The sequence below is a fragment of the Shewanella septentrionalis genome, assembly GCF_025370265.1.
GTDB classification, from domain to species: domain Bacteria; phylum Pseudomonadota; class Gammaproteobacteria; order Enterobacterales; family Shewanellaceae; genus Shewanella; species Shewanella hafniensis.
On the sequence record NZ_JAMTCC010000018.1, the window covers coordinates 53,420 to 77,269 of the forward strand.

28 protein-coding genes are annotated in these 23,850 nt (G+C 44.4%); 3 read left to right on the forward strand and 25 right to left on the reverse strand.

Going from position 1 to position 23,850, the window contains the following annotated elements:
* Positions 1 to 2: 2 nt before the first annotated feature.
* The 21 genes from NE536_RS11950 to flgB form a co-directional block, all read right to left on the reverse strand.
* Complete coding sequence (locus NE536_RS11950) at positions 3 to 1,220, reverse strand: flagellar hook-length control protein FliK (RefSeq protein ID WP_261272817.1); 1,218 nt, start codon at positions 1,218 to 1,220, stop codon at positions 3 to 5.
* Positions 1,210 to 1,536 carry a hypothetical protein gene (locus NE536_RS11955; protein WP_261272818.1) on the reverse strand — a complete coding sequence of 109 codons (327 nt, stop codon included), beginning with the start codon at positions 1,534 to 1,536 and terminating at the stop codon, positions 1,210 to 1,212. The genes NE536_RS11950 and NE536_RS11955 overlap by 11 nt, the downstream gene beginning before the upstream one ends.
* On the reverse strand, positions 1,505 to 1,885 hold the full coding sequence (gene fliS / locus NE536_RS11960) for a flagellar export chaperone FliS (RefSeq protein WP_006083381.1): 381 nt from the start codon (positions 1,883 to 1,885) through the stop codon (positions 1,505 to 1,507). The genes NE536_RS11955 and fliS overlap by 32 nt, the downstream gene beginning before the upstream one ends.
* A 13-nt stretch (positions 1,886 to 1,898) precedes the next feature.
* Positions 1,899 to 3,245 (reverse strand): flagellar filament capping protein FliD, encoded by a 1,347-nt coding sequence (gene fliD, locus NE536_RS11965; protein WP_261272819.1) that lies wholly within the window; start codon positions 3,243 to 3,245, stop codon positions 1,899 to 1,901.
* A gap of 302 nt (positions 3,246 to 3,547) precedes the next feature.
* The gene (locus NE536_RS11970; RefSeq protein WP_261272820.1) at positions 3,548 to 4,354 is read right to left on the reverse strand and encodes a flagellin N-terminal helical domain-containing protein; all 807 of its coding nucleotides are present in this window, start codon (positions 4,352 to 4,354) and stop codon (positions 3,548 to 3,550) included.
* A 225-nt stretch (positions 4,355 to 4,579) separates the two neighbouring features.
* Positions 4,580 to 5,392: a flagellin N-terminal helical domain-containing protein gene (locus NE536_RS11975; protein ID WP_261272821.1), complete on the reverse strand. Its 813-nt coding sequence runs from the start codon at positions 5,390 to 5,392 to the stop codon at positions 4,580 to 4,582.
* Between the two features lie 225 nt (positions 5,393 to 5,617).
* Positions 5,618 to 6,433, reverse strand: coding sequence for a flagellin N-terminal helical domain-containing protein (locus tag NE536_RS11980; protein WP_261272822.1), 816 nt, complete (start codon positions 6,431 to 6,433; stop codon positions 5,618 to 5,620).
* Positions 6,434 to 6,649: 216 nt separating this feature from the next.
* Positions 6,650 to 7,456, reverse strand: coding sequence for a flagellin N-terminal helical domain-containing protein (locus NE536_RS11985; RefSeq protein ID WP_261272823.1), 807 nt, complete (start codon positions 7,454 to 7,456; stop codon positions 6,650 to 6,652).
* A 221-nt stretch (positions 7,457 to 7,677) separates the two neighbouring features.
* Positions 7,678 to 8,478: a flagellin N-terminal helical domain-containing protein gene (locus NE536_RS11990; RefSeq protein ID WP_248068746.1), complete on the reverse strand. Its 801-nt coding sequence runs from the start codon at positions 8,476 to 8,478 to the stop codon at positions 7,678 to 7,680.
* A 134-nt stretch (positions 8,479 to 8,612) separates the two neighbouring features.
* A complete protein-coding gene (locus NE536_RS11995) occupies positions 8,613 to 9,626 on the reverse strand; it encodes a hypothetical protein (RefSeq protein ID WP_261272824.1) in 1,014 nt (337 codons plus the stop codon).
* A 12-nt stretch (positions 9,627 to 9,638) separates the two neighbouring features.
* Positions 9,639 to 10,556 (reverse strand): flagellar hook-associated protein FlgL, encoded by a 918-nt coding sequence (gene flgL / locus NE536_RS12000; protein ID WP_259515931.1) that lies wholly within the window; start codon positions 10,554 to 10,556, stop codon positions 9,639 to 9,641.
* 11 nt (positions 10,557 to 10,567) lie between these two features.
* On the reverse strand, positions 10,568 to 11,941 hold the full coding sequence (gene flgK / locus NE536_RS12005) for a flagellar hook-associated protein FlgK (protein WP_261272825.1): 1,374 nt from the start codon (positions 11,939 to 11,941) through the stop codon (positions 10,568 to 10,570).
* Positions 11,938 to 12,345: a rod-binding protein gene (locus NE536_RS12010; RefSeq protein WP_011848028.1), complete on the reverse strand. Its 408-nt coding sequence runs from the start codon at positions 12,343 to 12,345 to the stop codon at positions 11,938 to 11,940. Before NE536_RS12010 ends, flgK begins: the two co-directional genes overlap by 4 nt.
* Positions 12,345 to 13,457, reverse strand: coding sequence for a flagellar basal body P-ring protein FlgI (locus NE536_RS12015; RefSeq protein ID WP_261272826.1), 1,113 nt, complete (start codon positions 13,455 to 13,457; stop codon positions 12,345 to 12,347). The genes NE536_RS12010 and NE536_RS12015 overlap by 1 nt, the downstream gene beginning before the upstream one ends.
* Before the next feature lie 14 nt (positions 13,458 to 13,471).
* Positions 13,472 to 14,134 carry a flagellar basal body L-ring protein FlgH gene (gene flgH, locus NE536_RS12020; protein ID WP_006083392.1) on the reverse strand — a complete coding sequence of 221 codons (663 nt, stop codon included), beginning with the start codon at positions 14,132 to 14,134 and terminating at the stop codon, positions 13,472 to 13,474.
* A 10-nt stretch (positions 14,135 to 14,144) separates the two neighbouring features.
* A complete protein-coding gene (gene flgG / locus NE536_RS12025) occupies positions 14,145 to 14,930 on the reverse strand; it encodes a flagellar basal-body rod protein FlgG (protein WP_259565447.1) in 786 nt (261 codons plus the stop codon).
* Positions 14,931 to 14,941: 11 nt separating this feature from the next.
* A complete protein-coding gene (locus tag NE536_RS12030; RefSeq protein WP_226058354.1) occupies positions 14,942 to 15,676 on the reverse strand; it encodes a flagellar basal body rod protein FlgF in 735 nt (244 codons plus the stop codon).
* A 14-nt stretch (positions 15,677 to 15,690) separates the two neighbouring features.
* A complete protein-coding gene (locus NE536_RS12035) occupies positions 15,691 to 17,196 on the reverse strand; it encodes a flagellar hook-basal body complex protein (protein WP_259507201.1) in 1,506 nt (501 codons plus the stop codon).
* Between the two features lie 22 nt (positions 17,197 to 17,218).
* Entirely contained in the window at positions 17,219 to 17,881 is a 663-nt protein-coding gene (locus tag NE536_RS12040) for a flagellar hook assembly protein FlgD (protein WP_011848030.1), read from the reverse strand.
* 2 nt (positions 17,882 to 17,883) lie between these two features.
* On the reverse strand, positions 17,884 to 18,300 hold the full coding sequence (gene flgC, locus NE536_RS12045) for a flagellar basal body rod protein FlgC (protein ID WP_006083397.1): 417 nt from the start codon (positions 18,298 to 18,300) through the stop codon (positions 17,884 to 17,886).
* An 8-nt stretch (positions 18,301 to 18,308) separates the two neighbouring features.
* Positions 18,309 to 18,659 carry a flagellar basal body rod protein FlgB gene (gene flgB / locus NE536_RS12050; protein ID WP_113940826.1) on the reverse strand — a complete coding sequence of 117 codons (351 nt, stop codon included), beginning with the start codon at positions 18,657 to 18,659 and terminating at the stop codon, positions 18,309 to 18,311.
* A 96-nt stretch (positions 18,660 to 18,755) separates the two neighbouring features.
* On the opposite strand from flgB, the gene flgA reads away from it, so the two are divergent.
* The 3 genes from flgA (at position 18,756) to NE536_RS12065 (ending at position 20,322) form a co-directional block, all read left to right on the forward strand.
* Positions 18,756 to 19,493, forward strand: a complete 738-nt coding sequence (gene flgA / locus NE536_RS12055; protein ID WP_006083399.1) for a flagellar basal body P-ring formation chaperone FlgA — start codon at positions 18,756 to 18,758, stop codon at positions 19,491 to 19,493.
* A gap of 99 nt (positions 19,494 to 19,592) precedes the next feature.
* Positions 19,593 to 19,874 (forward strand): flagellar biosynthesis anti-sigma factor FlgM, encoded by a 282-nt coding sequence (gene flgM, locus NE536_RS12060; RefSeq protein WP_006083400.1) that lies wholly within the window; start codon positions 19,593 to 19,595, stop codon positions 19,872 to 19,874.
* Positions 19,867 to 20,322, forward strand: a complete 456-nt coding sequence (locus NE536_RS12065; protein WP_006083401.1) for a flagellar protein FlgN — start codon at positions 19,867 to 19,869, stop codon at positions 20,320 to 20,322. The genes flgM and NE536_RS12065 overlap by 8 nt, the downstream gene beginning before the upstream one ends.
* Before the next feature lie 91 nt (positions 20,323 to 20,413).
* Here the strand turns inward: NE536_RS12065 and NE536_RS12070 are convergent, their stop codons facing one another.
* The 4 genes from NE536_RS12070 to NE536_RS12085 are packed head-to-tail and all read right to left on the reverse strand — an operon-like array spanning position 20,414 to position 23,837.
* Positions 20,414 to 20,836, reverse strand: a complete 423-nt coding sequence (locus NE536_RS12070) for a hypothetical protein (RefSeq protein ID WP_259507209.1) — start codon at positions 20,834 to 20,836, stop codon at positions 20,414 to 20,416.
* Complete coding sequence (locus tag NE536_RS12075) at positions 20,814 to 22,163, reverse strand: FliI/YscN family ATPase (RefSeq protein ID WP_261272827.1); 1,350 nt, start codon at positions 22,161 to 22,163, stop codon at positions 20,814 to 20,816. The genes NE536_RS12070 and NE536_RS12075 overlap by 23 nt, the downstream gene beginning before the upstream one ends.
* Positions 22,141 to 22,851, reverse strand: coding sequence for a flagellar assembly protein FliH (gene fliH / locus NE536_RS12080; protein ID WP_259507212.1), 711 nt, complete (start codon positions 22,849 to 22,851; stop codon positions 22,141 to 22,143). The genes NE536_RS12075 and fliH overlap by 23 nt, the downstream gene beginning before the upstream one ends.
* A complete protein-coding gene (locus tag NE536_RS12085; RefSeq protein ID WP_011848037.1) occupies positions 22,851 to 23,837 on the reverse strand; it encodes a flagellar motor switch protein FliG in 987 nt (328 codons plus the stop codon). The genes fliH and NE536_RS12085 overlap by 1 nt, the downstream gene beginning before the upstream one ends.
* Positions 23,838 to 23,850 lie beyond the last annotated feature (13 nt).

Consider the following 23,850-nt stretch of genomic DNA (forward strand, 5'->3'; position numbering starts at 1 on the left):
ACTTAAGCCAATAAATCTAATTGAGATTTTTCTCTCGCCATAACATCGACAGCATTATCCGTCGCAGCGTCAGCCGTTATTGTCGAGGAAAATAATGCCGTTTCCTGCTGGTGCTGTGACGATCCACCTTGACCAATATCGACATCAATTTGACCGCCATGATCCATTGCCAAATCCACTCTCAAACGATCTAAACCATTGAGCAATGCATCTCGAATTGCCGGATTCACTGCATGCATTTGCACCTGTAAACGATCGCCCTCTAAACGAATATTAAGCTCGATCTTGCCCAGCTCCGGCGGATCTAACCTCAATTCGGCTTTCTTAATATGTTGATCGACTTGGAAACGAAGGTGCTCTCTTAAGGGAGTGAGGATCTCTTGAGATTGCTGCGCTAAAGAAGCCATTGGAGTGAGTGATACGGGTCCCCATTGAGTGGCACTGGCAGCCTGCGAGCCCGCAACTTGCTGAGCTCCAATCGCATTAATATCTTTAGCTTCATGCCCCCTGAGCTCAGCTAACACACGCTGAAACACTGACGAGTCAGATTTCAAATGGTCAAAATTCCCAGAGAAAGGTGCCAGCGTTGAATCCTGCATAAATGCGCCGCTCATTTTCAAGGGTTCACCACTCATACTCGTAGGCTGAGTGCTACTTCCTGCAAGAGCCATAGATGAGGTCATCCCTGAGCTAAATAGGCTTCCTCTTTGATCTGTGGCTGAGAGCCCAATTAAAGATGCAGGAGTTCGACCTACCGGATCCGCTTTAACAGTTTCAGCAGGCAAAATAACAGGAACAAACGGCGCAACAGCAGTCGGTGAAACGAGACTGTTCTGAGGCGTAGCGGCTAAACCGTCTTGACTAATAGGCGCTGAGTTAACCTCAGTATTTAACAGTGACGGAGGCACTCCAGGTACAGCAGGAGCAGCAGGAGCAGCAACTGATGCAACAGGAGCAGCAACGGGTACAAAAGGCACTGAGCCAGAAAAATCACTATTAATATATTGATTTAAAAAGGTATCAGCATCACTGTCTTGAGCTTGTTCAGTACTCGCAGTCAACCGCACCTCACCTAGAGGAAGAGATTCCACAGGCAATCCTATAGGTAACGCCAACAAGGTAAATGGCTCAGATTTATCTTGATCAACTGCACTGACCACCTTAGTCGTCAAGCTGGTACTTGTGCCCACTGGACGAATTGAAAGAAGATCAGAGATCATCCACAGCTCCACTCACTTGAGTTAATTGATAGGCGGCTAAACCTGGTTGTTGCAACTTAAATCGGCCCATTTCAACGGCTAATTCATCACGAGCCAAGATTAATTCTTGGAGCACTTGAGAATGAACCCGCTTTAATTCCGCACGGGCAGTTTTCTGTTCAATATCATGAGCCTTACCTGCCTGTTGCAGCGCCTTAATCAAAGCGATATTCACTTTTCGGACATTTTCCCAATCCCGGGCATCTGCATATTGGCGTAGAGCACTCGCAAAACGCGCCCATTGCTTAATTGAGATTTGCCCATCCTTCTCTGACATTGGTAATCACCTGAGTAATTGGAACCAGAGCTTCTGCACTGTTTTCGACACTGGCACTGACAAGCTGACGGCTACAGAAGTCATAGAGACGATGTAAACTCACGGCAACTTCACCACCATTTTCAAGGTCAAGCATAGAGTCCAAGCCGTGCACTATATTAAGGCACTTGTGGATACTCATGCCTTTCGCCTCATACCTTTGGTATTCCATATGGCCAGCGGTCCGCTCTAGTTCTTCCAATAAACCATCAAGTAGCATACGCACCATATCATGGGTTGTGGCTGCCGCTACTTGTGCGTCTAACGCGGTTTGCTTGTAGGCATTAAATGGATCGTACTCGTTTAACATTGGTTATAATTTCCTAGCTAAATAGCCCACTTGCAGCGCTAAATTGATTAATCGTCGCTTCCATTGCAGTAAATTGCGTTAAATAAATCTGATACTTTTGATTCATTTGATAATCATGACGTGCCATGCTGTCATTCACGCTTTTGATCTGTTTATTAATCGCTTCCTGCTTTTGATCGATATAACCATTAAACTGTGTAAATGGTTTTAGGGTATTTTCGATGCTTTTGACATAGCTATCAGGGCCAGTAAACATGGCTTGTACTTTTTCTGGATCACTTTTAAAGCTATCGGTCAGCTTAGCATCATCAATTTTTAGCTTTCCGTCTCGACCAATCTCAATCCCAATATCAGACAAACGCATACCATTGGCGGCGGTTACAAATACAGAATCACGTAATTTAGACTGGAGTAGGCGAATAGAAGTATCCCCCTTCAACACACCAATTTGTGCTTCACTCACAGCGGTAGTTTTGTCTTCTTTATCTTTATCCGAAGAGCTTGAGTCAGAGGTTTTAACGCCCATTGAACGGGTTAATTGATTAATTTGCGTCATTATAGAATTAAATGAATCGACAAAATCCTTAACCGCTTTCTTGTTCGCTTCAAAATCGTCTGTTACTTTAATCATGCTGCTTTCACCAGCCGCATGCACCTTGACTAATTCAAGGCTGACACCATCAACAACATTCTCTAGATAGTTACTACTGCTGGTAATATCGATACCGTTTAATGTGAGTTCCGCATCTTGTGCTGCACGACGTTCTGTCATGCCCCAATCAGCGCCATTAAACTCCACCTTCACTTGATTCGCGACACCCGATTCCTTTGAAGACAGCATAAATTCGATTTGGTTACCTGTGCGTACTAATGACGCCTGTACCCCTGGATTGCCCACTTGTTTATTGATCACATCGCGTAACTGAGACACAGAAATAGGCGCACCGCCATTAACCGTTGCCAAATCAATTTCCATGCGCTTAGTCGGATCGCTACCGACTTGAATGCTTATTACGCCTGACGCGGGTAACAGTTCGTTTTCAGATGTATAGGTCTTAGTAAGCTGATGCGCTTGCGCAAGTTTATGCACACTCAAATCATAATTGCCCTTTGGCGCATCAGATTTAACTGTCGCGGTCGCATTCTCGCCCGTAACTGTAGCAATTTTCCCTTTCGCCGCATCACCACCGATTTCACTGAGCTTAGTGGCCATTTTCTTCATATTATTTTCAAGCAACGTATAGGCATCTAACTGTGTTTTACTGGCAGTTAGCTTGCCTTTGTAAAGTGTATCTTTACCTGCGCGGTCTGCGCCAATCAGTTGCTGAGCAAATTGTGCTGCATTCATACCTGAAATCATGACTACCTCCACTCGTTCTAGAGCAAAACGCATGCCAAAAACAAGCTGCTGTTTTTAAAGATATTTAAATAATTAACTGGCCCGAACACAGCTAAAAACTTCCGCATAAACACTTAAACAGGAAAACTATCTTCCACTTTGTGTTATCGAAAATTCCCCACTAAAATATGAACCTTATAGGTTTCAATCTCGGGTTTAGCGACTACCGACCAATACATAAACCGTGGCTAAAATAAAAATGCCAGTCAGCGCAACTAACTGGCATTTTAGCTGTGACCAATGACATCACTTACCCAATAACATTAACGCAATAGACCCATCACTAAGCCAGTATTTTGGTTAGCTGAAGAAAGTACTGTTGTACCCGCCTGAACTAATAATTGGTTGCGCGTCATATTGGCAGATTCAACCGCGAAATCGGCATCCATAATACGGCCGGCAGCGGCTTTGGTATTTTCAGTTACGCTGGCAAGGTTAGCCGCAGTATGGCCAAGACGGTTAATGTTGGCGCCTAAGGTTGAACGTTTAGTGCCAACTGCAGAAATAAAATCATCCACTAACTTAATTGCATCATTCGGGGTGCCTTCTAAATCGCCAGCTTTAAGAGCCGTAATGTCTGCCGTAAGCGCTGTAAGTTTAACGTTCAGAATTTCATCTTTACCTGCACCGATCTGGAAAGTTACATCTGTAAGCTTGGTAAAAAGGTCATTACCTGCATAAGTCGTTTTGGTAGCAATACGCTCGATCTCATCATTTAGCTCTTTAAACTCATCATTCAATGCTTTCAAATCATCAGTTGAGTTAACACCGTTTGATGCTTGAGTAGCCAATTCTTTCTGGCGATTGGCAATGGTCGTTAATTCTTCTAACGCACCATCAGCGGTTTGCAGCATAGAGGTCGCATCAGAAATATTGCGTGATGCTGTTTCCATACCTTTTACGTTAGCGCTCATGCGGTTTGCAATTTGCAACCCCGCAGCATCATCAGATGCGCTATTGATACGTAAACCCGTAGACAAACGCTCCATAGCATTAGTCAATAAGTTATTGCTTTTGTTAACAGCACCTTGAGCAACAATTGAAGCGTAATTAGTATGAACACCTAACATATCAGTTCTCCTGAAAAATAACGGTTATCTTGGCGATGCCTGAATCTCAGCATCGATCCATAACTAATTAAGGCGACAGCAACAGCACACAACTAAAACTTATTTAAAAATAGATGGGATCACCTCTATAAAAACAGACTGAAATGGCATGCTCAAAACGCCATAAAAAATGCCAGCAAGCTAAGCTCACTGGCATTAAAACTAACACTGACTAATTTAATAAAATTAGCGCAGTAACCCCATGACTAAACCTGTATTTTGGTTAGCTGAAGACAGTACTGTTGTACCCGCTTGAACTAATAATTGGTTACGGGTCATATTGGCAGATTCAACCGCGAAATCGGCATCCATAATACGGCCTGCAGCGGCTTTGGTATTTTCAGTTACGCTGGCAAGGTTAGCCGCAGTATGGCCAAGACGGTTAATGTTGGCGCCTAGTGTAGAACGTTCTGTACCCACTTTGGCTAAGAAAGTATCAACAGCGGTAATTGCAGCAGTAGCACCAGTGGTTAAGTCACCTGTTACAGTTGTTGAAATAGCGCCTAACTTCACATTCAGTGTTTCTGCTATTCCAGCACCAATCTGGAAGTCAACACCTTTAATAAGTACGCCATCAGTCGCATCTTTAAACAGGTTATTACCCGCATAGGTTGTGTTTTCAACAATGCGTGTAATTTCATCGTTTAACTGTACAAATTCATCATTCAGCGCAGTTAAATCATCAGCAGAATTCACACCGTTCGCCGCTTGAGTGGCCAATTCTTTTTGGCGGTTAGCAATGGTCGTTAATTCTTCTAATGCACCATCGGCGGTTTGCAGCATAGAGGTTGCATCAGAAATATTGCGTGAAGCCGTTTCCATGCCTTTTACGTTAGCACTCATGCGGTTAGCAATTTGCAAACCCGCAGCATCATCAGATGCGCTATTGATACGTAAACCCGTCGACAAACGCTCCATGGCGTTAGTTAGTAAGTTATTGCTTTTGTTAACAGCACCTTGTGCAACGATTGAAGCGTAATTAGTGTGAACACCTAACATATCAGTTCTCCTGAAAAATAACGGTTATCTTGGCGATGCCTGAATCTCAGCATCGCTCCATAACTAACTAAGGCGACAGCAACAGCACACAACTAAAATCGATTTTAAAATGAGTGCATTAGCACTGTAAAAATCAGACTGAAATGGCATGCACCAAACACCATAAAAAATGCCAGTAAGCTAAGCTCACTGGCATTAAAACTAAACTGACTGGCTTAACTGTAATTAGCGCAGTAGACCCATGACTAAGCCTGTATTTTGGTTAGCTGAAGACAGTACCGTTGTACCCGCCTGAACTAATAATTGGTTGCGCGTCATATTAGCTGATTCAACCGCGAAATCGGCATCCATAATACGGCCGGCAGCGGCTTTGGTATTTTCAGTTACGCTGGCAAGGTTAGCCGCAGTATGGCCAAGACGGTTAATGTTGGCACCTAAGGTTGAACGGGCAGTACCAACTTTAGATAAGAAAGTATCTACAGCACCAATAGCGGTATTTGCTGCAGTAGTTAAGTCACCGGTAACAGTTTTATCAATCGCGGCTAATTTAACATCCATTGTTTCTGATGTCCCAGCACCAATTTGAAATTTAACTCCAGTACCCTTTACTAGCACACCATCTGTAGCTTCAAATAGTTTATTACCCGCATACGTTGTATTGTCAATAATACGGGTGATTTCTGAGTTCAACTCTTTAAACTCATCATTCAATGCTTTCAAATCATCAGTTGAGTTAACACCGTTAGATGCTTGAGTAGCCAATTCTTTCTGGCGATTAGCAATGGTCGTTAATTCTTCTAACGCACCATCTGCGGTTTGCAGCATAGAGGTTGCATCAGAAATATTGCGTGAAGCCGTTTCCATGCCTTTTACGTTAGCACTCATGCGGTTAGCAATTTGCAAACCCGCAGCATCATCAGATGCGCTATTGATACGTAAACCCGTCGATAAACGCTCCATGGCGTTAGTTAGTAGGTTATTGCTTTTGTTAACAGCACCTTGTGCAACAATTGAAGCGTAATTAGTATGAACACCTAACATATGTAGTTCTCCAGAAAATAACGAGCATTTGGGGTAGACCTGAACTCAGGGATAACTAACTAAGGCGACAGTAAAAACAAATAACTAAAACCTATGTTCAAAAACACCTGCATTTACAATAAAAATCAGGATTAGATGAAATACACCAAACACCATTAAAAATGCCAGCAAGCTGGCATTAAAACTAACACTGACTAGCGGACTAATTAATTGTAATTAGCGCAGTAGACCCATCACTAAACCCGTATTTTGGTTAGCTGAAGACAGAACCGTTGTACCCGCTTGAACTAATAATTGGTTGCGCGTCATATTGGCAGATTCAACCGCAAAATCGGCATCCATAATACGACCTGCTGCGGCTTTAGTGTTTTCAGTCACACTGGCGAGGTTAGCCGCAGTATGGCCAAGACGATTAATGTTGGCACCTAAGGTAGAGCGGGCCGTGCCCACTTCTTTAATATAAGTATCAACGGCTGTTATTGCCGTTGTCGCATTCGCCCCTGAAGTTAAATCACCACCAACATCCGTAGGTTTTGCAATTAAAACATCTAAGGTTTCAGTAGTACCAGCACCAATTTGGAATTTAACACCAGTTCCAGTACTTAATGTGGCGAATAAATCATTACCCGCATAGGTAGTCTTGCCCATGATACGAGTTGACTCTTTAATCAACGCTTGAAACTCATCATCCAATGCTTTCAAATCAGCTGTCGAGTTCACACCGTTGGCGGCTTGGGTTGCCAATTCTTTCTGGCGGTTGGCAATAGTCGTCAACTCTTCTAACGCGCCATCAGCAGTTTGTAGCATAGAGGTCGCATCAGAAATATTACGTGAAGCTGTTTCCATACCTTTCACGTTAGCGCTCATGCGGTTAGCAATTTGCAGACCCGCTGCATCATCAGATGCGCTATTGATACGTAAACCAGTAGACAAACGCTCCATAGCATTAGTCAATAGGTTATTACTTTTGTTAACAGCACCTTGTGCAACAATTGAAGCGTAATTAGTATGAACACCTAACATATGTAGTTCTCCAGAAAATAACGAGCATTTGGGGTAGACCTGAACTCAGGGATAACTAACTAAGGCGACAGCAACAGCACACAACTAAAATCGATATTTAAAAATAGAGCGCATTGGTACTGTAAAAATCAGACTTAAATGGCATGCGCCAAACACCATAAAAAATGCCAGCAAGCTAAGCTCACTGGCATTGAAAAGAAAACTAACTGGCTTAACTAGAATTAGCGCAGTAACCCCATGACTAAACCCGTATTTTGGTTAGCAGAAGACAGAACCGTTGTACCCGCTTGAACTAATAATTGGTTGCGCGTCATATTGGCAGATTCAACCGCAAAATCGGCATCCATAATACGGCCAGCAGCGGCTTTAGTATTTTCAGTCACGCTAGCTAAGTTAGCTGAGGTATGACCAAGACGGTTAATGTTAGCACCTAAGGTAGAACGGGCAGTACCTACTGCCTTAATATACGCATCAACATCGGTTATTGCTTGAGTTGATTTAGCCGTATCTTTTAAATCGCCAGCAACTGCAGTAGGCTTAGCACTGGTTACAGTTAACGTTTCTGTAGTGCCTGCACCAATTTGAAACTGGACTCCCCCCTCCAACTTAGTAAATAAATCATTACCTGCATAAGTTGTATTGGTCATGATACGAGCCGACTCTTTAATCAACTCTTGGAATTCAGCATCAAGTGCTAACCTATCAGCATCAGAGTTCACACCGTTCGCCGCTTGGGTCGCCAATTCTTTCTGACGGTTGGCAATAATAGTTAATTCTTCTAATGCACCGTCAGCAGTTTGCAGCATAGAGGTCGCATCAGAAATATTGCGTGAAGCTGTTTCCATACCTTTTACGTTAGCGCTCATGCGGTTAGCAATTTGCAGACCCGCAGCATCATCAGATGCGCTGTTGATACGTAAACCCGTCGACAAACGCTCCATGGCATTAGTTAATAGATTATTACTTTTATTTACAGCACCCTGCGCAACGATTGAAGCGTAATTAGTATGAACACCTAACATAGTAGTTCTCCAGAAAATAACGATTTTTTTGGTTAGGCCTGAATCCAGGCATAACTCATTAAAGCGACATAAATAACGCATCACTAAAACGCTATCGGTTATTTTTATGATCTAAATTAGGTGAGGTTCAAAAACTAGATTAACAGTGCACTAACCTGCTCACGGTTAGTATTTCCCTGCGCCATCAATGAAGTCACTTGATAGGCAAAAGGATGAGGTTGCATAAATTTATGCAAATGCTGTAATTCAATTTTAGGCTGACTCGAGGCAGTTAATTGCTTAGCCTTCACGAGCAGTAAGCGGTGTGATGCTTTGATGTCATCAATTTGCACTGTGACTTTTTTTTCAACTTTTATCACTTTTGCTAACGTCATTTTCAGCTTTTCAACTTCGGAAAAATTCCATTCACGGGGATCCTGCCAACTAAACTTCTCTTCTAGTTGTATATTTCTCGGCTCTCCCGCAGGCAATCTCTGCCCTTCGCCAACCATTAAAATCCCACCACTGAGCCTCATCCAAGTCTCATGCGGTGCTGTAAACACAGTGTCATTGTTCGATAAGCGGTCAATACTCATCCCAATCGAAGCTAAAACAGGCTCTATGATATCCTGTAGCTCTAAGCGATTTTTATTCGCCGGCAAGAACAAATGCAATGTTTGCTTTTCAGTAAAAAGCGTAATCCGCTCATCGCGGTTCTTAGGTGAGGTGAGATCAACTCGTCGGAACTTAAAAAAATGTAATGCCGCAGGCTGGGATGCTGAAATCAAATTCAAATGATGATCGAGTAAGCGTTTACCTTGGTAATGAGGCTTAATCTCGATTAATTGCCTACGACATTCTTCTGCTTTATGTAATGCGTCTTCAACAACCGAACTTTTACTGAACAAGCACGTTTGCAACTGTTTGTTTAATTGACCCAGAATACTTTTAGCTGAGCTCAAGCTCTGTAACACCACTTGCGATGCACTAATATTATGTTGCTCTTGAGTCACCTTGGCCCAACGTCCATAAGCTTCCAATCTATGCTTAGGTATGGGCCTCGCTTTCGGTGCACTGCGGGGTGCACCTGATATCGGAGCAACATAATGGGAAGTTACCGTCTGACTTTGACGTAACTGACTAAGTGACTCACCTATCCCTTTGATCATTTAACTCATTACCTACATATGATTGAAAAGGGACAGTTGGCTTATCTGTACAAAAGTTTGCTGGGTAATTTTTAATGCGGTTAATTTAACATTGAACTCGGCAGTGGCAGCGGCATAATCGAGCTCTTGCGTTTCACCTATCACTTGCTTACTAAACAACACCATCTCTTCATGGGAGCTTTTGACTAACGCGAGATTATTTTGCTTGCCACCAAAATCGGTAATCGCCGCACCTATGCTATCTAAGGTTTCGTTTAACGCTGTTTGTATTCCGCTAGCAGCCGCACTGAAAGCGGCATCGCTTGGTGATAAGCTTGGGTCCTTTAATACGTTAATATAGTCCATTGCTTGATTTAAAATATCTTGGCCAGCATTGGAGAATAAAACCTTTTCGGCGGTGACATTAGCCGTAGTCCATGACGAGTTAGAGGTTTGCACCGTTCTTTCGCTAGCATCACCTTGGTAGACGTATCGCCCAGCAGTATCCTTAACTACCGCAGCTTTCTCAATCGCGTTACCCGAAAACAGGTAATTACCCGACTCATCGGTGGCGTTAATATTATCCACTAATCCCTTTAAGAGTTCTTCCATTTCAGAAGCATAGGATGCTCTATCCTCTTTCGAGAGATTCGAGCTATTAGTGGCGATACTGATTTCCTTCATCCGCTGCTGCGTCTCAACCATGCTAGATAAATAGGTTTCAGCGCGGCTCATGCTGGTACTTAAGGAATCAATATTTTTAACGTATTGCTGCACTAACGCGAGATCGCGCTGATTATCCATCACGCGAACGACACCAATTGGATCATCTGAAGGCGATAGTATTGAAACACCTTTAGAGAGCATTTGATTCAAACGTGCCACATCATACGTCGTGTTCTGCAAACTGTTTAAATTATTAGTGTATAAATTTTGCATTGTTACACGCATGAATAAAGTCCTTAAAAGCTACTGAGCATGGTTTGAAACAGTTGATCTGCGGTGGAAATCACCTTCGCATTTGCCATATATGACTGCTGATAGATGATCAAATTGATCCCTTCTTCGTCGGGATTCACACCACTGGTACTCGCCCATTGTGACTGCGCATCTTTCTGTAAATCAACACTGGTTTTAGCAAATGAAATCGCTTGGCGAGAAGCTGAACCTAACTGGCCGACCTTGCTAGAGAAGGATTCCGCTAAGCTTGTATTACTGCCAAGACTAGTAAAACTCAGCTCTTTATTCGCTAGCTGCACTAAGGCTTTTAAATTTGTGTTATCGCCTTGGGTACCATCTTTACCAAAGGCAAGTTTATCAGGCGTAAAGCCAGCCGTTAGAGATAAGCTTCCCCCTGGGTTATTGGCTTGATAAGTAAATAAATCCTGTGAAGGTGTCACACCATTTAAGTCAGTGCCCGAAGCAAGAATAGAATTAAACTCGGTCGCTAACATTACCGCTAATTCATCTATGTACTCTTGCGAGTCCGCGAGCTGAACATCACGGTAAGTAAGCAAGGCACCTAAACTGCCACCAGCGGTTTCATCAACATTAAACTGGCTGGAACCAAACTGGATAGTCACCAGATCATTTTTAGGATTGGCAGGATCGGGAGCGCTCGCTAATTTAGCCGCCGTATTTCCAGTCAATAATGGCTCACCTCGGGCCAGCGAGATATTGACCATGCCTTGGCTATCTTCAACCACCCGAATATCTAAAATCGCCGCTAAGTCATCAATCGCAGCATCTCGACTATCTTGCAGTGCAGGCGGAATCGTTCCTGTCACACTCGCCGCCTGAATGTCACGGTTAAAACTGGCGATAATATTAAGTTGTGAGTTGATCTCTTTAACGGATGAACCAAGCTGCCCATTGATCTGATTACGTTGCGAATCAATATTGTCGTTGATTGCATTCACTCTTTGGGCAACGGCCTTAGCCTCATTAAGTACACCTTGTCGGTAGGCGATGAGATTAGGCTGTTCCATTGATGAATTTAGGGCGGCAAATAATTGATCTAGGCCTTTGGAGACATTGTTCCCTTCGGCACCAAATACTTGTTCAGCCTGACGCAAATAGCTGCTTTGTACTTTAGAAAAGCCAACTGCACTCGTGGTTTGCCATAACTGCGCGACTTCGTACTGATCAGAGATCCGCCTTACACCATCCACAAAAACGCCTGCGCCGGAGCCATAAGCACCGCCGCCAACCGAACTTAACATCACCTGCTGACGTGAATAGCCTGCAACCATAGCATTAGCAACGTTATTTGAAGTTGCATTCAATGCCGCCATGCTTGCCAATAAGCCAGACTTACCAATGTTCAACTTGCTCATTTAAAATCCTTCACAACGGGCCGCATAATAAGTGCAGGCTGCATCGCTGTTGTTGTCATCTGTTGAGGATCAAAGGCGACCGGATCTTTCTCGGACTGAAATGAACGTGATAGCTGCTTAGTCATCACTTCAGCTAAACCCATACCATTAACTTGGCTTAAACGACTCGCCAATTCCGCATCATGTAAATCTTGATAAATACCATTATTACTTTTAGTGGTTAAAGGATTGTCTTCATCGGCCATAGCGTCAGTAGCTGAGCGCATTTGTTTAAGTACCGTTTGCAGGAACTGCGCCTCAAACTGCTGGCTGACTAATTTCAGTGCACCTTGCTCGCCATTCGCCTTGATCAAATCATCGGCATTGAGCTTATTTAAATAACCGCCCGTATTTTCAACTTTCATTAGATCACCACCAAATCAGCTTCTAAGGAACCGGCTTCTGACAAGGCTTCAAGAATTGCCATCAAGTCCATTGGGGTCGCACCTAAACTATTAACCGCACGGACGATTTCTTCTATTGATGTTCCCTCTGGCCAAACGAACATACGTTTGTTACCTTGCTCAACCAATACCTGACTATCATTTGTCACCACGGTTTCGCCAGCGGCATTACCAAGATAAGCCCCATTGGGTTGACTCACGTTTTCACGTTCAACAATAGTGACGGTCAGATTGCCATGACTCACCGCAGCCTTACGGACAACAACATCGCCCCCTAATACCACAGTGCCAGTTCGGCTATTGAACACAATTCGAGGTGAACGTCGGCCTTGGTCAATCTTAAGTTCTTCAAGCATTGACATGAAAGTCACACGCTCTCGATTCGATTTAGGCGCATGTACCAAGACCTTGGCATGATCCTGCGCACGCGCAATATCGGGGCCAAATAGTTCATTAACAGCCCGTTCAATATTGCGGGCAGTTTTAAAGTTGGGATCCTTAAGATTTAAAATGATGTCTTCATTATCACTAAAGTTACTTTTGATGGATGCCTCAAGTAAGGCGCCATTGGGAATGGTGCCAACGGTAGGTACATTGACTGTCACCGAGGAGCCATTTCGACCCGCAGCAGAAATCCCACCAACAACCAAGTTACCCTGTGCAACCGCGTAAACTTCACCATCGACAGCTCTAAGCGGTGTCATTAACAAAGTGCCGCCCTGCAGACTCTTTGCATCACCGAGGGACGAAACCGTTACATCTAAAGATTGGCCTGGGCTGGCTAAGGACGTAATCGTCGCATGCACAGCAACGGCGGCGACGTTCTTTAATTTGGGATCGGTTTTATCATCAATTTGCACGCCAAACTGTTTGAGCATGTTGACGACGGACTGGCTGGTAAATTTGACTTGAGAGCGATCGCCCGTCCCATTTAAGCCGACGACTAAACCATAACCCACGAGTTGGTTATCACGTAGACCTTGTACATCAACAACATCCATCAAGTAGCGGCTTTGCTCTTCTGCTTGCAGCGTACCAGTAGTCAAAAGTAGCAATAATAAACAACGTAGCATCAAAACATCCTTGGCTAAAGCGGGAACCATGGGCTATTGAAATAGCGAGAAGCCCATCCCATAGCATTACTGTCGGCAATGGCACCTTGACCACCATAAATAATTCTGGCGTCGGCAATACGTTGCGACGATATCGTATTGTTATTACCTATATCGTCTGTACGTATGATGCCAAGTAAGCGCAAATACTCATCGCCCTGATTCAAGCGCAGCCATTTTTCACCGCGGATCAACAAGGTTCCATTAGGTAAAACCTTAGAGACGGTTACAGTGATTGAACCTGATAGCTGGTTTTGCTGCGTACTCGACCCTGCACCATTAAACCCTCTCGAAAAAGAGGTTTTACCGTCAGCATTGGCACTTTGGGAACCGATATTCCCCGTCAGCCCCATGCCCATATCTTGTTCTTTGTTGGTCTTGGTATCCGCTTTCTTGCTCGAATAGGTTTTTTCATCTAATGCGACGGTTAAAATATCGCCCTCACGGAAAGCACGTTTATCCTTAAAAAGAGTCAACATGAAACCGGGACGATAAAGACTGCCATCCTTTGCATCCGGCAGGCTGTAGTCAATCTCAGGCGGTGCCCATTCTTTAGTTCCAGGTTTCGTTTCCTTATCTGGAATATGCGACATACAACCCGATAGCAGTGCAAAACATAAAAACCATAACCAACGCATGACTGCCTCTCTAAACCGATTGATTGAGGAACTTGAGCATATCGTCAGAAGCTGACACAACCTTGGCATTCATCTCATATGCTCTCTGCGTGGAAATCATTTCGACCATTTCTTCCACCACGTTGACGTTTGCGCCCTCTAGCGCACCCTGTCTTAAAGCACCTAAAGCTTGATCGCCCGCCACACCTTCAACCGCCACTCCCGATGCAGCCGTTTCACGGTAAAGGTTGTCACCACGAGCTTCTAACCCTGCTGGATTAGTAAAGTTAACGAGCGTGATTTGACCTAAATCTTGAGGTTCGGCTTCACCCGCCATTTGTGCTGTAACTACACCGTCGTTGGCAATAGTAACGGTTAGTGCGTCTTCGGGGATCACTATGTTTGGCACTAAAGGTAAACCTTGCGAAGTGACCATCATGCCTTCGCTACTGCGATAAAACTGACCGTCACGGGTATACGCAAGATCGCCATTTGGCTCTTCTACTTGAAAAAAACCATGACCTTCAATCGCTAAATCCAATTGCTGACTGGTATTTTGCATATCCCCAGTAGTGAATATTTTTTGAGTACCAACAACTCTTGTACCTGCACCTAACTGTAAGCCCGATGGCAAATTATTGAGTGCATCAACCTGACCGCCTGGCTGACGTTGGACCTGATAGAACAGATCATTAAACGCGACACGGTCGCGCTTAAAACCTGTGGTATTCACGTTTGCCAAGTTGTTGGCAATTGCGGTCATTTTCGTATCTTGTGCTGTTAGGCCGGTTTTACTTACCCATAACGCTGATTGCATACCACTAATCCTTAAACATTGCCCAGCAGACGATTACCAGCCTCGGCCAGCTTTTCTGCACTTTTCATTAACTTAACTTGAATCTCAAATTGACGACTCAAATCCATAGATGCAATCAGCTCTGACACGGCCTGCACGTTACTCGACTCAAGGAAGCCACTATCGACTAATACGCCTTCATCTTGTGGCACTGCTTGGCCATCACGACGATAGAGCAATCCATCTTGTCCTTTTTGCATTAAGGCAAAGTCTGGATTCACTAGCTTTAATCGACCCACTTCCTCAATGATCCCGCCTTCTGCAGGTAAGACACTGACTGTACCGTCTTCGCCCACAAACACATCTTTATACTCAGGTAACGCTATTGGGCCATCAATGCCTAATACTGGCCGACCATCAATAGTCAGTTGCCCCTCGGCATTGGTCTCGATTGCACCTGAACGGGTATAAGCTTCTGCACCGTCAACAGCCACACTGAACAAGCCACGATCGCGGATCGCTAAATCCAATGAACGGCCAGTAGGATTGATCACCCCACTTTGTTGACTAAAACCACTGCTTTCAGTCTGTGCCATGACTCTTGTATTCAAACTATTGCCTTGGGCAGCTAAAGGCACGGCATTCACGCGCTCAAGATCGGCTTTAAACCCTGCGGTTTCAGCATTAGCCAAGTTATTCGCGCGAATACTTTGCGCCTCAAGAATACGAACTGCACCACTGGCAGCGGTATAAAGCATCTTCTCCATGTCAGTGCCTCTTCTTAAATGGCATTAAGTAATGCTTGCTGCATAGTCGAGTTCACATCGAGAACTTTGGCGTTGGACTGATAGTTACGCTGTGCCGACATGAGGTTAACCATTTCAGCAGTGGTATCCACATTCGAGCCTTCTAAATACCCACCCGTTACCGTACCCATGGTGCCTGTCGAGGGTGAGCCAATAATTGCTTGCCCTGCGGTATTTGTAGCAACCCAAGCATTGTTACTCACGGCTGACAAACCGTTAGGATTACTGAAGTTTGCGAGGACGACCTGCCCCTGTAATTGATCTTGGCCGTTGGTATAAGTGCCATACAACATGCCATTGTCATCTAGACGCACACCTTTTAATTCACCCGAGGTGTAACCGTCTTGAGATAAGCTGGAGTTGTTGTATTTGGCAGCATATTGAGTACTTTTATCGAAGTTGATATCAAATTTGAGCGGTGATGCTCCATTACTCAATGTAAGATCAAAGGTATCTTTTGTCGTGGTTGGATCTAAAATCCCTTTCGAATCAAATTTTAATGTTGTTTGGTCTGGCAGCAAAGTCCCATCCAGAGTGTAATTAACCGTCCACTCATTCGGCGCTGTTTTCACATAATATTGCGTAACAACATGCTCAGTTCCTAGGGAATCGTAAACACTAGTGGTTCCAATTGAGTGATAGCTATCGATATTTTTAGGATTAAAAGTGTTGTATTTAGCGGCATAATGAGTGCTTTTATCAAAATTGATATCAAATTTGAGGTTTGATGCACCATTAGTCATAACAATATCAAAAGGTTGTTTTGTCGTCGTCGGATCTAAAACGCCATTTGAATCAAATTTTAATGTTGTTTGGTCTGGCAGAAGAGTCCCATCAAGAGTGTAATGAACTGTCACTTCATTCTGCGCTGTTTTTACATAATACTGATTCACCACATGCGCATTACCCAAAGAATCGTTAACGGTGGAGGTTTCAATTGCTTGATAACTATCATTATTTGTAGGATCGAATGGCACGACTGAAGTAGGTGAAATAACATCAACTCGTGCATCAAGATTTGAAACCATACGCACTTCAGTTGTGGCTTTCGCCGCCAAAGATGCGGTTTGTACCTGTAAATCACCTACATTACCGGTTTGCAATCTTCCCGTCGCATTGACAGAATACCCCTGTAAACGACTCCCCACAGGGTCGGTAATAAACCCTTGACTATCCTTATGGAACATCCCGGCTCTGGCATACATAGCACCGCCATCGTTTCCCTTGAGCACAAAAAAGCCTTCGCCTTGGATCCCCATATCAAGTTGGCGACCGGTATAAGTTAAGCTGCCACCTTTAGAGAAGTTTTGGCTCGTTGACATCACGCCAACGCCACCCGCCTGACCACCATTATAAATAGATGCGAATTCACTACGGCCACCACGAAAACCACTCGTAGAGGCATTAGCAATATTGTTACTGATGGTATTGAGGTCTTGGGTTGTCGCCTGTAAACCACTTAAAGCTATGTTAAATGACATCTTAATATCCTATAAAAATAATTTACGAAACTTCAGAAATATTGAGCACAGACACGACACCGACACCATGGCCCATTTCAGCCATCATCATGCCGGATGCACTAGAGAAATGAACTCTCTCAATCGGTGCCTTAATATACGTTGGTGCGACTAAACTATTTTCACCTAGTGTCGCCTTAGCTTTGATTTCATATTGGCCAGCAGATAATCCCAACTCAGCAGGATCGATAGAGAAGCGAACATCACCAACATCCTGAGCACCGAGTTGAATAGTGCTAACGACCTGACCTTGTGCATCGATAATTTCAAGATCTAAGCCTTCAGCGGCATTTTCTAAATACACTTTGCCTTCAACCGCTTCACCATCGAGTTGAAACTCAGACGCCGGCACCATGGCATTCTTACCAATTAAAGATGCCGACTGCACTATGCCCAAATTTTCCATCATGACCATTTGGTTTGACTGATTCTTCCGCATACCCTCTAAGCTTTCGACCTGCGAAAACTGCGCTAATTGAGAGATATACTCAGCACTGTTAAGCGGTTTGGTGGGATCTTGGTTCTTGATTTGCGCGATCATTAAGGTCATGAATTCATTTTTTAATGATGCAGCATCATTCCCAGGTGCCGCTAATGCACCTGCAGGATTCTGAACTGAGTTGTTACCAGAGCGAGCCAATTCCATTGCTATTTATTCCCTAGTTGCAATAAACCTTGCTGCATAGAGCGCGCACGATTCATGATTTCAACACTGGTTTCAAATGAACGACTTGCCGCCATCATGTCGGCCATTTCTTCAATCGTGTTCACGTTGGAGTAGGCGACATATCCTTGTTCATTGGCAAAGGGATGATTAGGCTCATAGCGCATATCTAATGGTGCATCCGCCTGCACTATATCGCTCACCTCAATCGAGGCACCGATTGCGCCTTGTTGAGTTGAATCATAAATAGTCGCAAATACAGGCTTTAAGGCTCGATAGGCCGACTCAGGGTTTTCGGCGGCTGTACCTGCGTTAGCAAGATTACTCGCAACCGTATTCAAACGTATGGTTTGGGCATTCATGCCAGCACCAGCAATTTGATAAATATCACCAAATGACATATAGGCTCCTAACGACCTTCAATGGCAGACTTTAAACCTGCTATTTTCATGTTTAAAAATGTCAAACTCGTTTGATAATCCATCGCATTCTGTGAATATCTCGCCTGTTCCTTACCGAGTTCAACGGTATTATCATCGGCAGAGTTTTGGTAAGGCATGCGATAAGCGAGGCTGTACTCTTGATTCATCTGCATACCCGCTTCAACTTGCTTCATGGCAGCTTTGAAATCCAAGTCTCTCGCTTTGTACCCTGGAGTTTCGGCGTTGATTAAATTGCTCGCTAATACCTTGCTTCTCTCCACTCTAAAATCGAGTGTTTGAGGATGTATTCCTAATGCTTTATCAAGGTTGATAGCCATCTCAACTCCTAGTACTGTATGCCTAATTAATATAGATGGCCGAGAAGCTTACAATTAGCATGCCAATATAATTTCCAATATAAAACAGTTGGTTAAATGAAATCACTATTGATATACGGAAAGTTCTTTTCCCTCACAATCTTACTAAGCCTAGGGTTACTTCCGCTCAATGTGCACGCCAAGGGGAAGATCACGGCGACTGAGCAAATATCTCAGCAAATGACAAACTCTGTGGCCGCTGAGATCGCTAAGTGGCAACAATCGCAAGAAATCAAAAAAATCAGCAAGAAAATCTCACTGCACATTCCCTCTAGCACGGCGAAATTAAAAACCTGCAGTACGGCGCTCCAAATTGAGGCCGCAAAAGGACTCCCATTCGGTCGGATCCAACGAAAAATAAGCTGCATCTCTGAAGGCTGGTCACTGTATGTCCGGGCTAAGGTTGCCCTCAGCGCTTACATCCCTGTGGCCAATAAAACCCTTGTAAGAGATGAAATTGTTACATCAGAAAATCTTCAATGGAAAATGCTGCCCTTAACGGCATCAGACCAAGATATTATTACTGATGACAAACATATTTTAGGTCAGGCAGTTGCCAGAAAAATAAGAAAAAACAAACCAATAAGAGCAAGCAACTTGAATGCCCCTGAACTTGTTAGCATAGGAGATGAAGTGATTATCGAAGCCGCCAGCAGCACCTTTTATGCGCATATGACTGGCATTGCTATGGATGCAGGTAAACAAGGGGATGCCATCAGAGTGCGCAATAGTAGTTCAGGAAGAATCATTACTGCTTACCCCATAGCAAAGGGCAGAGTTGAAACTCGCTTCTAAAATTTAGGCTTGATTAAGATAAATCGAAATTTCATTTTAGAAAAATACCATTCAGGTCGCCTATATCTATTATCAGGCCATTTATGACGATGAACATCTATGGAAATTAATAAAATTAGCAGTGCTTTGAGCACTGAGTTCAGCACAAGTAAGAGCGCTCATGCGCCCAAAAAGCAGGTTGGAGCTGACAATCTTCCGGCTTCAACACGGCAAGATATTAGTAACGACTGGCAATTATTAGAACAAACCCAGAAAGAGTTACATACCATCTCTGACGTAGATACGGATAAAGTCGCCGCTATTCGCCAGGCTTTGAGTAATGGAAGCTTTGAGCTGAGCTTAGATAAAATTGCAGATAAGATATTGATACAACATGGATAATAGTCAAGTAAACAAGCGCGAACTTGTTCAAAGTTTAATTCGCGATATTCGTCAAGATCTTGAGGGATATAGTCAATTAAAATCAATGCTTAAGCACCAACGTGAATTAATGCAACGCAGAGATAATGATGCGCTTCTAGCCCATAACGAGCGACAAACCGCGCTTTGTAACAAGCTAGCCTTGAGAGCCAAGCAGCGCAGCGAAAATCTCGCAACGCTGGGTTTTAATAGTGACAACAGTGGCATGAGACGCTTAATCACGGCGTTGCCCGATCACCTAAGACCGCAAATTAAAATGTCATGGGACAACTTGCAGCTGTTAGTTAAAGATAGCCAAACGGCGAATGAAACCAATGGCAGATTGCTGGTAATACAGCAAGAAACGATTAACCGCATCCTAAATCAGGATGGCCAGCACCAAGAAATTGATTACGGTGCCAATCGATAAGTAAACTGAATTGATGAGAGTTGCCAGCGTGATATGTAGATCGCTGCATGATTTACTAGGGTGACTCTCTGCAGTTAAGGATCAGCGCTTATTAACGTTTATGCTTGTAATAGAAACCAGCCATATCATCAACAATAGCCTGCTCACTGCGCGCAACTCGCGCTTTTTCTTGTATATTTGTTTGTTTCTCAAGCCACTTCAAACCTTGCTGGCGCCCTAACTGATTACGCCATAGCCGCTCAATACGAAGCTGTTCCTGCTGTAGAAAAACTTCCTTTTGAGCTAACTTCACGCGCATAGGCTCTAACACTTGCGCCATACTTGCCGAATTTTGCCAGAGCAGGACATTCGAGCCCTCTTTCGCACCACGATAAGTCAATATCATGTTTGCTAAGGCTTGATTTTGTTGTTGATTTAACTGAACTTTTAGACTGGAATCATCTCGCTTTTGTCCCAGTTGCGCTAATTTCTTTTCAGCTTGGATACATAACTTAGAGAGATGACGCTGGCTCATATCCCATCACTCCCATCAACTGTTCTAATTGCGCTAAGCTCTCAGCCAGATTGACTTTACTATGCGTGGTCTGGCGTAAAAATCGCGCCATCTCCGGATACACTCGCACGGCAAGATCCATTTCAGGATCTTGGCCAGCTTGGTAACCTCCTAATGGTAATAAGTCTCTGACCTCATTGTAACGGCTCAAAAGATGTCTAAAGATCTGACTCTGTTCAATGCTGCTAGAGGTCGCTATGTGCATGGCTAAGCGACTCACTGAGGCATTAATATCAATCGCTGGAAAATGTCCTTGCTCGGCCAATTTACGACTTAACACTATATGGCCATCTAAAATGGCTCTAGCTGCGTCAGCAACTGGGTCCTGCTGATCATCACCCTCGGCCAATACGGTATAAAACGCGGTTAGCGTTCCCGTTGGGTGCTCACCATTACCTGCCATTTCAACCAGTCTAGGTAACTGTGCAAATGCCGATGGCGGATAGCCTTTGGTTGCAGGTGGCTCACCTAGACTCAGGGCGATTTCACGCTGTGCCTGAGCATAACGAGTCAATGAGTCGACTAATAGCAACACTTGCTTGCCCTGATCCCTAAAAGCACAAGCAATGGAGTGGGATAACCGCATAGCACGTAATCGCATCAGCGGTGTGGTATCCGCAGGAGCTGCGATAATCACGGCCCGTTTACGCCCTTCTTCACCGAGTGTTTCTTCAATAAACTCTCTGACTTCACGGCCACGCTCACCAATCAGGCCAACCACCACGACATCGGCCTCAGTAAAACGAGTCATCATGCCTAATAGCACACTCTTACCCACACCCGAGCCCGCAAAGAGCCCAAGTCGCTGACCTCTGCCAATGGGCAACAGACTATTAATGGCACGGATCCCCACATCAAGCGGCTGACGGATAGGCTGGCGCAGCAAAGGGTTGTAACTCGTATGGGATTGTGGAACTTGTGAAATGTCAGTGAGGTCGCCCAGTGAGTCTAGTGGCTGTCCAAGCCCGTCAAGCACCCTACCAAGCAATCCATCACCGATAGCAATCGTTTGCTCATCCGTAATAGGTAGCACTCTGGCGCCTGGCATCAAACCCTGTGTTGGCTCAATCGGCATAAGGCATAATACGTCACGGTGAAAACCAACGACTTCAGCCTCAATTAAACGCCCATTTCGCCCTTCAATCTGACAACGGTCACCCATGCCAAGCTGACAGCCAACGGCCTCAAGCAACAAACCATTGACTCGAATGAGACGTCCATAAACCCTTGCAACTGGAACCTGAGGCCAATCGTCATGAAATGCCTCAGACTCCAATCTCAGCCTCATTCAACTTGGTTTCAACCTGCTTCATGCAGGCATCGAGTCGTGTTTCGACTGAAGCATCTGCATCGGATTTATCACTGACAATACGACAACTGCCCGCAGAAATACTGCTATCTGCGATGAGGTTCCAGCCACGGATTTTATCTTCCGAGAGCTCTTTTAATTTCACAACCGCACTTGGTTCTAAATGAATTTTGACATCCGCTTGATCATCGGGCAACGCGCTCAAAGTTTCTTCAACAAGCTTGAGAATCTGTTGCGGCTGCAGTGTTAATTCGCAGCGGATCACTTGTTGTGACACTCGGCGCACTAAATCCAAGATCAAATTCTGCTGCTCACGGACCTGCTTTGCATGGCCGTCTTCCAGTAACTCTCTCAAGGCACCAAGTGGCACAAGTAAACTGTTGAGCTGCTCATCGATGGATGATCTGCCCGCAGATTGCCCGTCTAACTTGCCTTGATGAAAACCAGCAGCATGCCCCGCAATACGGCCCTCTTCAAGACCAGCCTCATAACCCGCACTCTTACCTTGGATGACACCTTCGTCATAACCCTCGTCAAATGCTTGTTGATAACTTTGAAAATCACCGCCCGCATCTGAGTTCGATTCAACCGCGTCGTGCAACGCAGGAAAACGATAACGACGTGCGAGATTGGTATTTAGACGCCAACGAGAATGCTTGTTTTCCATTAGACAACAACCTGTTCTTCAAATAACTGCAATTCAATTTCGCCTTCTTGCATTAATTGCTTTGCCAGTTCCATGATTTCTTTACGCGCACCACTGGCTCGGCTTACAGGCACACCACCTAACGCTTCAATTTGCGTTTCAATAGCCGACGACATACGTTTAGGTAGCGCATTGAGTAAGGAATCTTTTAGCTCAAAATCAATCCCTTTCAATGCTAAAGACAAGGTTTCGGAAGGTACTTGCCCTAAGAGGGTCTGCAATGTTTCTTGCTTTTGTCGCCCAAGAATAATGAAATCAAACATATTATCGGTTACATCAATCGCCATCTGCTTATCATGGAGTTTAATCATTTCCATCAGCTGCTCTCTATCGCCTTCGAAGCGATTGAGTATATCTGCCACCTGTTTGACACCCGCCACTTGCGTGTGACTTTTCTCCATTGCCATCAACATGCAGCGCTCAACCAGCTCCCGCAGTTCTTCAACAACGTTGCGGTCTAATTCGCCAAGTTGCGCGATACGAACGAGCACCTCATCTTGGCTATCACTGGGCAACATTTTCAGAATTTTAGCGGCACTTTCCGGTGGTAATAATCCCAACAATACCGCTTGTAACTGACAATGCTCATGAGTAATTTCACGGGCAAGTAATTGAGGGTCAACCCATTCGAGGCGCTTAACGAGCACTTTAATCTCATCGCCATAAATGCTATCGATGAGACTTTTAGAGACCCTGTCTCCCAACGCGATATCGAGAGTCTTTTGTAAGTAGGACCGTGATGCTCTGGCGATACCCGACTGTTCTTTGTAACGTTGAAAGAATCGACTTAATACTGCTTCGGCTTCTTGCTGGGTAATACTGGATAACCGCGCCATTTTATGGCTTAAGTGTTGCACATCGTTACGATCCAAATGCGCCATCACCATGGCAGCACCTTCTTCTCCCATACTCAGCAATAACATGGCCGCTTGGGCATAATTGTCCATCTTGATTTCGATT

Coding starts and splice junctions, on each gene's coding strand:
- flgC (WP_006083397.1), bottom strand. CDS start 18,300: ATGTCATTTGGTGATATTTATCAAATTGCTGGTGCTGGCATGAATGCC.
- NE536_RS12065 (WP_006083401.1), top strand. CDS start 19,867: ATGGATAATAGTCAAGTAAACAAGCGCGAACTTGTTCAAAGTTTAATT.
- fliD (WP_261272819.1), bottom strand. CDS start 3,245: ATGATTTCAGGTATGAATGCAGCACAATTTGCTCAGCAACTGATTGGC.
- NE536_RS12030 (WP_226058354.1), bottom strand. CDS start 15,676: ATGGAGAAGATGCTTTATACCGCTGCCAGTGGTGCAGTTCGTATTCTT.
- NE536_RS11980 (WP_261272822.1), bottom strand. CDS start 6,433: ATGTTAGGTGTTCATACTAATTACGCTTCAATTGTTGCACAAGGTGCT.
- flgA (WP_006083399.1), top strand. CDS start 18,756: ATGAAATCACTATTGATATACGGAAAGTTCTTTTCCCTCACAATCTTA.
- NE536_RS12075 (WP_261272827.1), bottom strand. CDS start 22,163: ATGAGGCTGAGATTGGAGTCTGAGGCATTTCATGACGATTGGCCTCAG.
- flgG (WP_259565447.1), bottom strand. CDS start 14,930: ATGCAATCAGCGTTATGGGTAAGTAAAACCGGCCTAACAGCACAAGAT.
- NE536_RS11995 (WP_261272824.1), bottom strand. CDS start 9,626: ATGATCAAAGGGATAGGTGAGTCACTTAGTCAGTTACGTCAAAGTCAG.
- NE536_RS12070 (WP_259507209.1), bottom strand. CDS start 20,836: ATGAGCCAGCGTCATCTCTCTAAGTTATGTATCCAAGCTGAAAAGAAA.
- NE536_RS12085 (WP_011848037.1), bottom strand. CDS start 23,837: ATGGACAATTATGCCCAAGCGGCCATGTTATTGCTGAGTATGGGAGAA.
- NE536_RS12015 (WP_261272826.1), bottom strand. CDS start 13,457: ATGCTACGTTGTTTATTATTGCTACTTTTGACTACTGGTACGCTGCAA.
- flgM (WP_006083400.1), top strand. CDS start 19,593: ATGGAAATTAATAAAATTAGCAGTGCTTTGAGCACTGAGTTCAGCACA.
- flgK (WP_261272825.1), bottom strand. CDS start 11,941: ATGAGCAAGTTGAACATTGGTAAGTCTGGCTTATTGGCAAGCATGGCG.
- NE536_RS11970 (WP_261272820.1), bottom strand. CDS start 4,354: ATGTTAGGTGTTCATACTAATTACGCTTCAATTGTTGCTCAAGGTGCT.
- fliS (WP_006083381.1), bottom strand. CDS start 1,885: ATGTTAAACGAGTACGATCCATTTAATGCCTACAAGCAAACCGCGTTA.
- NE536_RS11985 (WP_261272823.1), bottom strand. CDS start 7,456: ATGTTAGGTGTTCATACTAATTACGCTTCAATTGTTGCACAAGGTGCT.
- flgH (WP_006083392.1), bottom strand. CDS start 14,134: ATGCGTTGGTTATGGTTTTTATGTTTTGCACTGCTATCGGGTTGTATG.
- NE536_RS11990 (WP_248068746.1), bottom strand. CDS start 8,478: ATGTTAGGTGTTCATACTAATTACGCTTCAATCGTTGCGCAGGGTGCT.
- flgB (WP_113940826.1), bottom strand. CDS start 18,659: ATGGCTATCAACCTTGATAAAGCATTAGGAATACATCCTCAAACACTC.
- NE536_RS11955 (WP_261272818.1), bottom strand. CDS start 1,536: ATGTCAGAGAAGGATGGGCAAATCTCAATTAAGCAATGGGCGCGTTTT.
- NE536_RS12040 (WP_011848030.1), bottom strand. CDS start 17,881: ATGGAATTGGCTCGCTCTGGTAACAACTCAGTTCAGAATCCTGCAGGT.
- NE536_RS12035 (WP_259507201.1), bottom strand. CDS start 17,196: ATGTCATTTAACATAGCTTTAAGTGGTTTACAGGCGACAACCCAAGAC.
- flgL (WP_259515931.1), bottom strand. CDS start 10,556: ATGCGTGTAACAATGCAAAATTTATACACTAATAATTTAAACAGTTTG.
- NE536_RS12010 (WP_011848028.1), bottom strand. CDS start 12,345: ATGAAAGTTGAAAATACGGGCGGTTATTTAAATAAGCTCAATGCCGAT.
- fliH (WP_259507212.1), bottom strand. CDS start 22,851: ATGGAAAACAAGCATTCTCGTTGGCGTCTAAATACCAATCTCGCACGT.
- NE536_RS11975 (WP_261272821.1), bottom strand. CDS start 5,392: ATGTTAGGTGTTCACACTAATTACGCTTCAATCGTTGCACAAGGTGCT.
- NE536_RS11950 (WP_261272817.1), bottom strand. CDS start 1,220: ATGATCTCTGATCTTCTTTCAATTCGTCCAGTGGGCACAAGTACCAGC.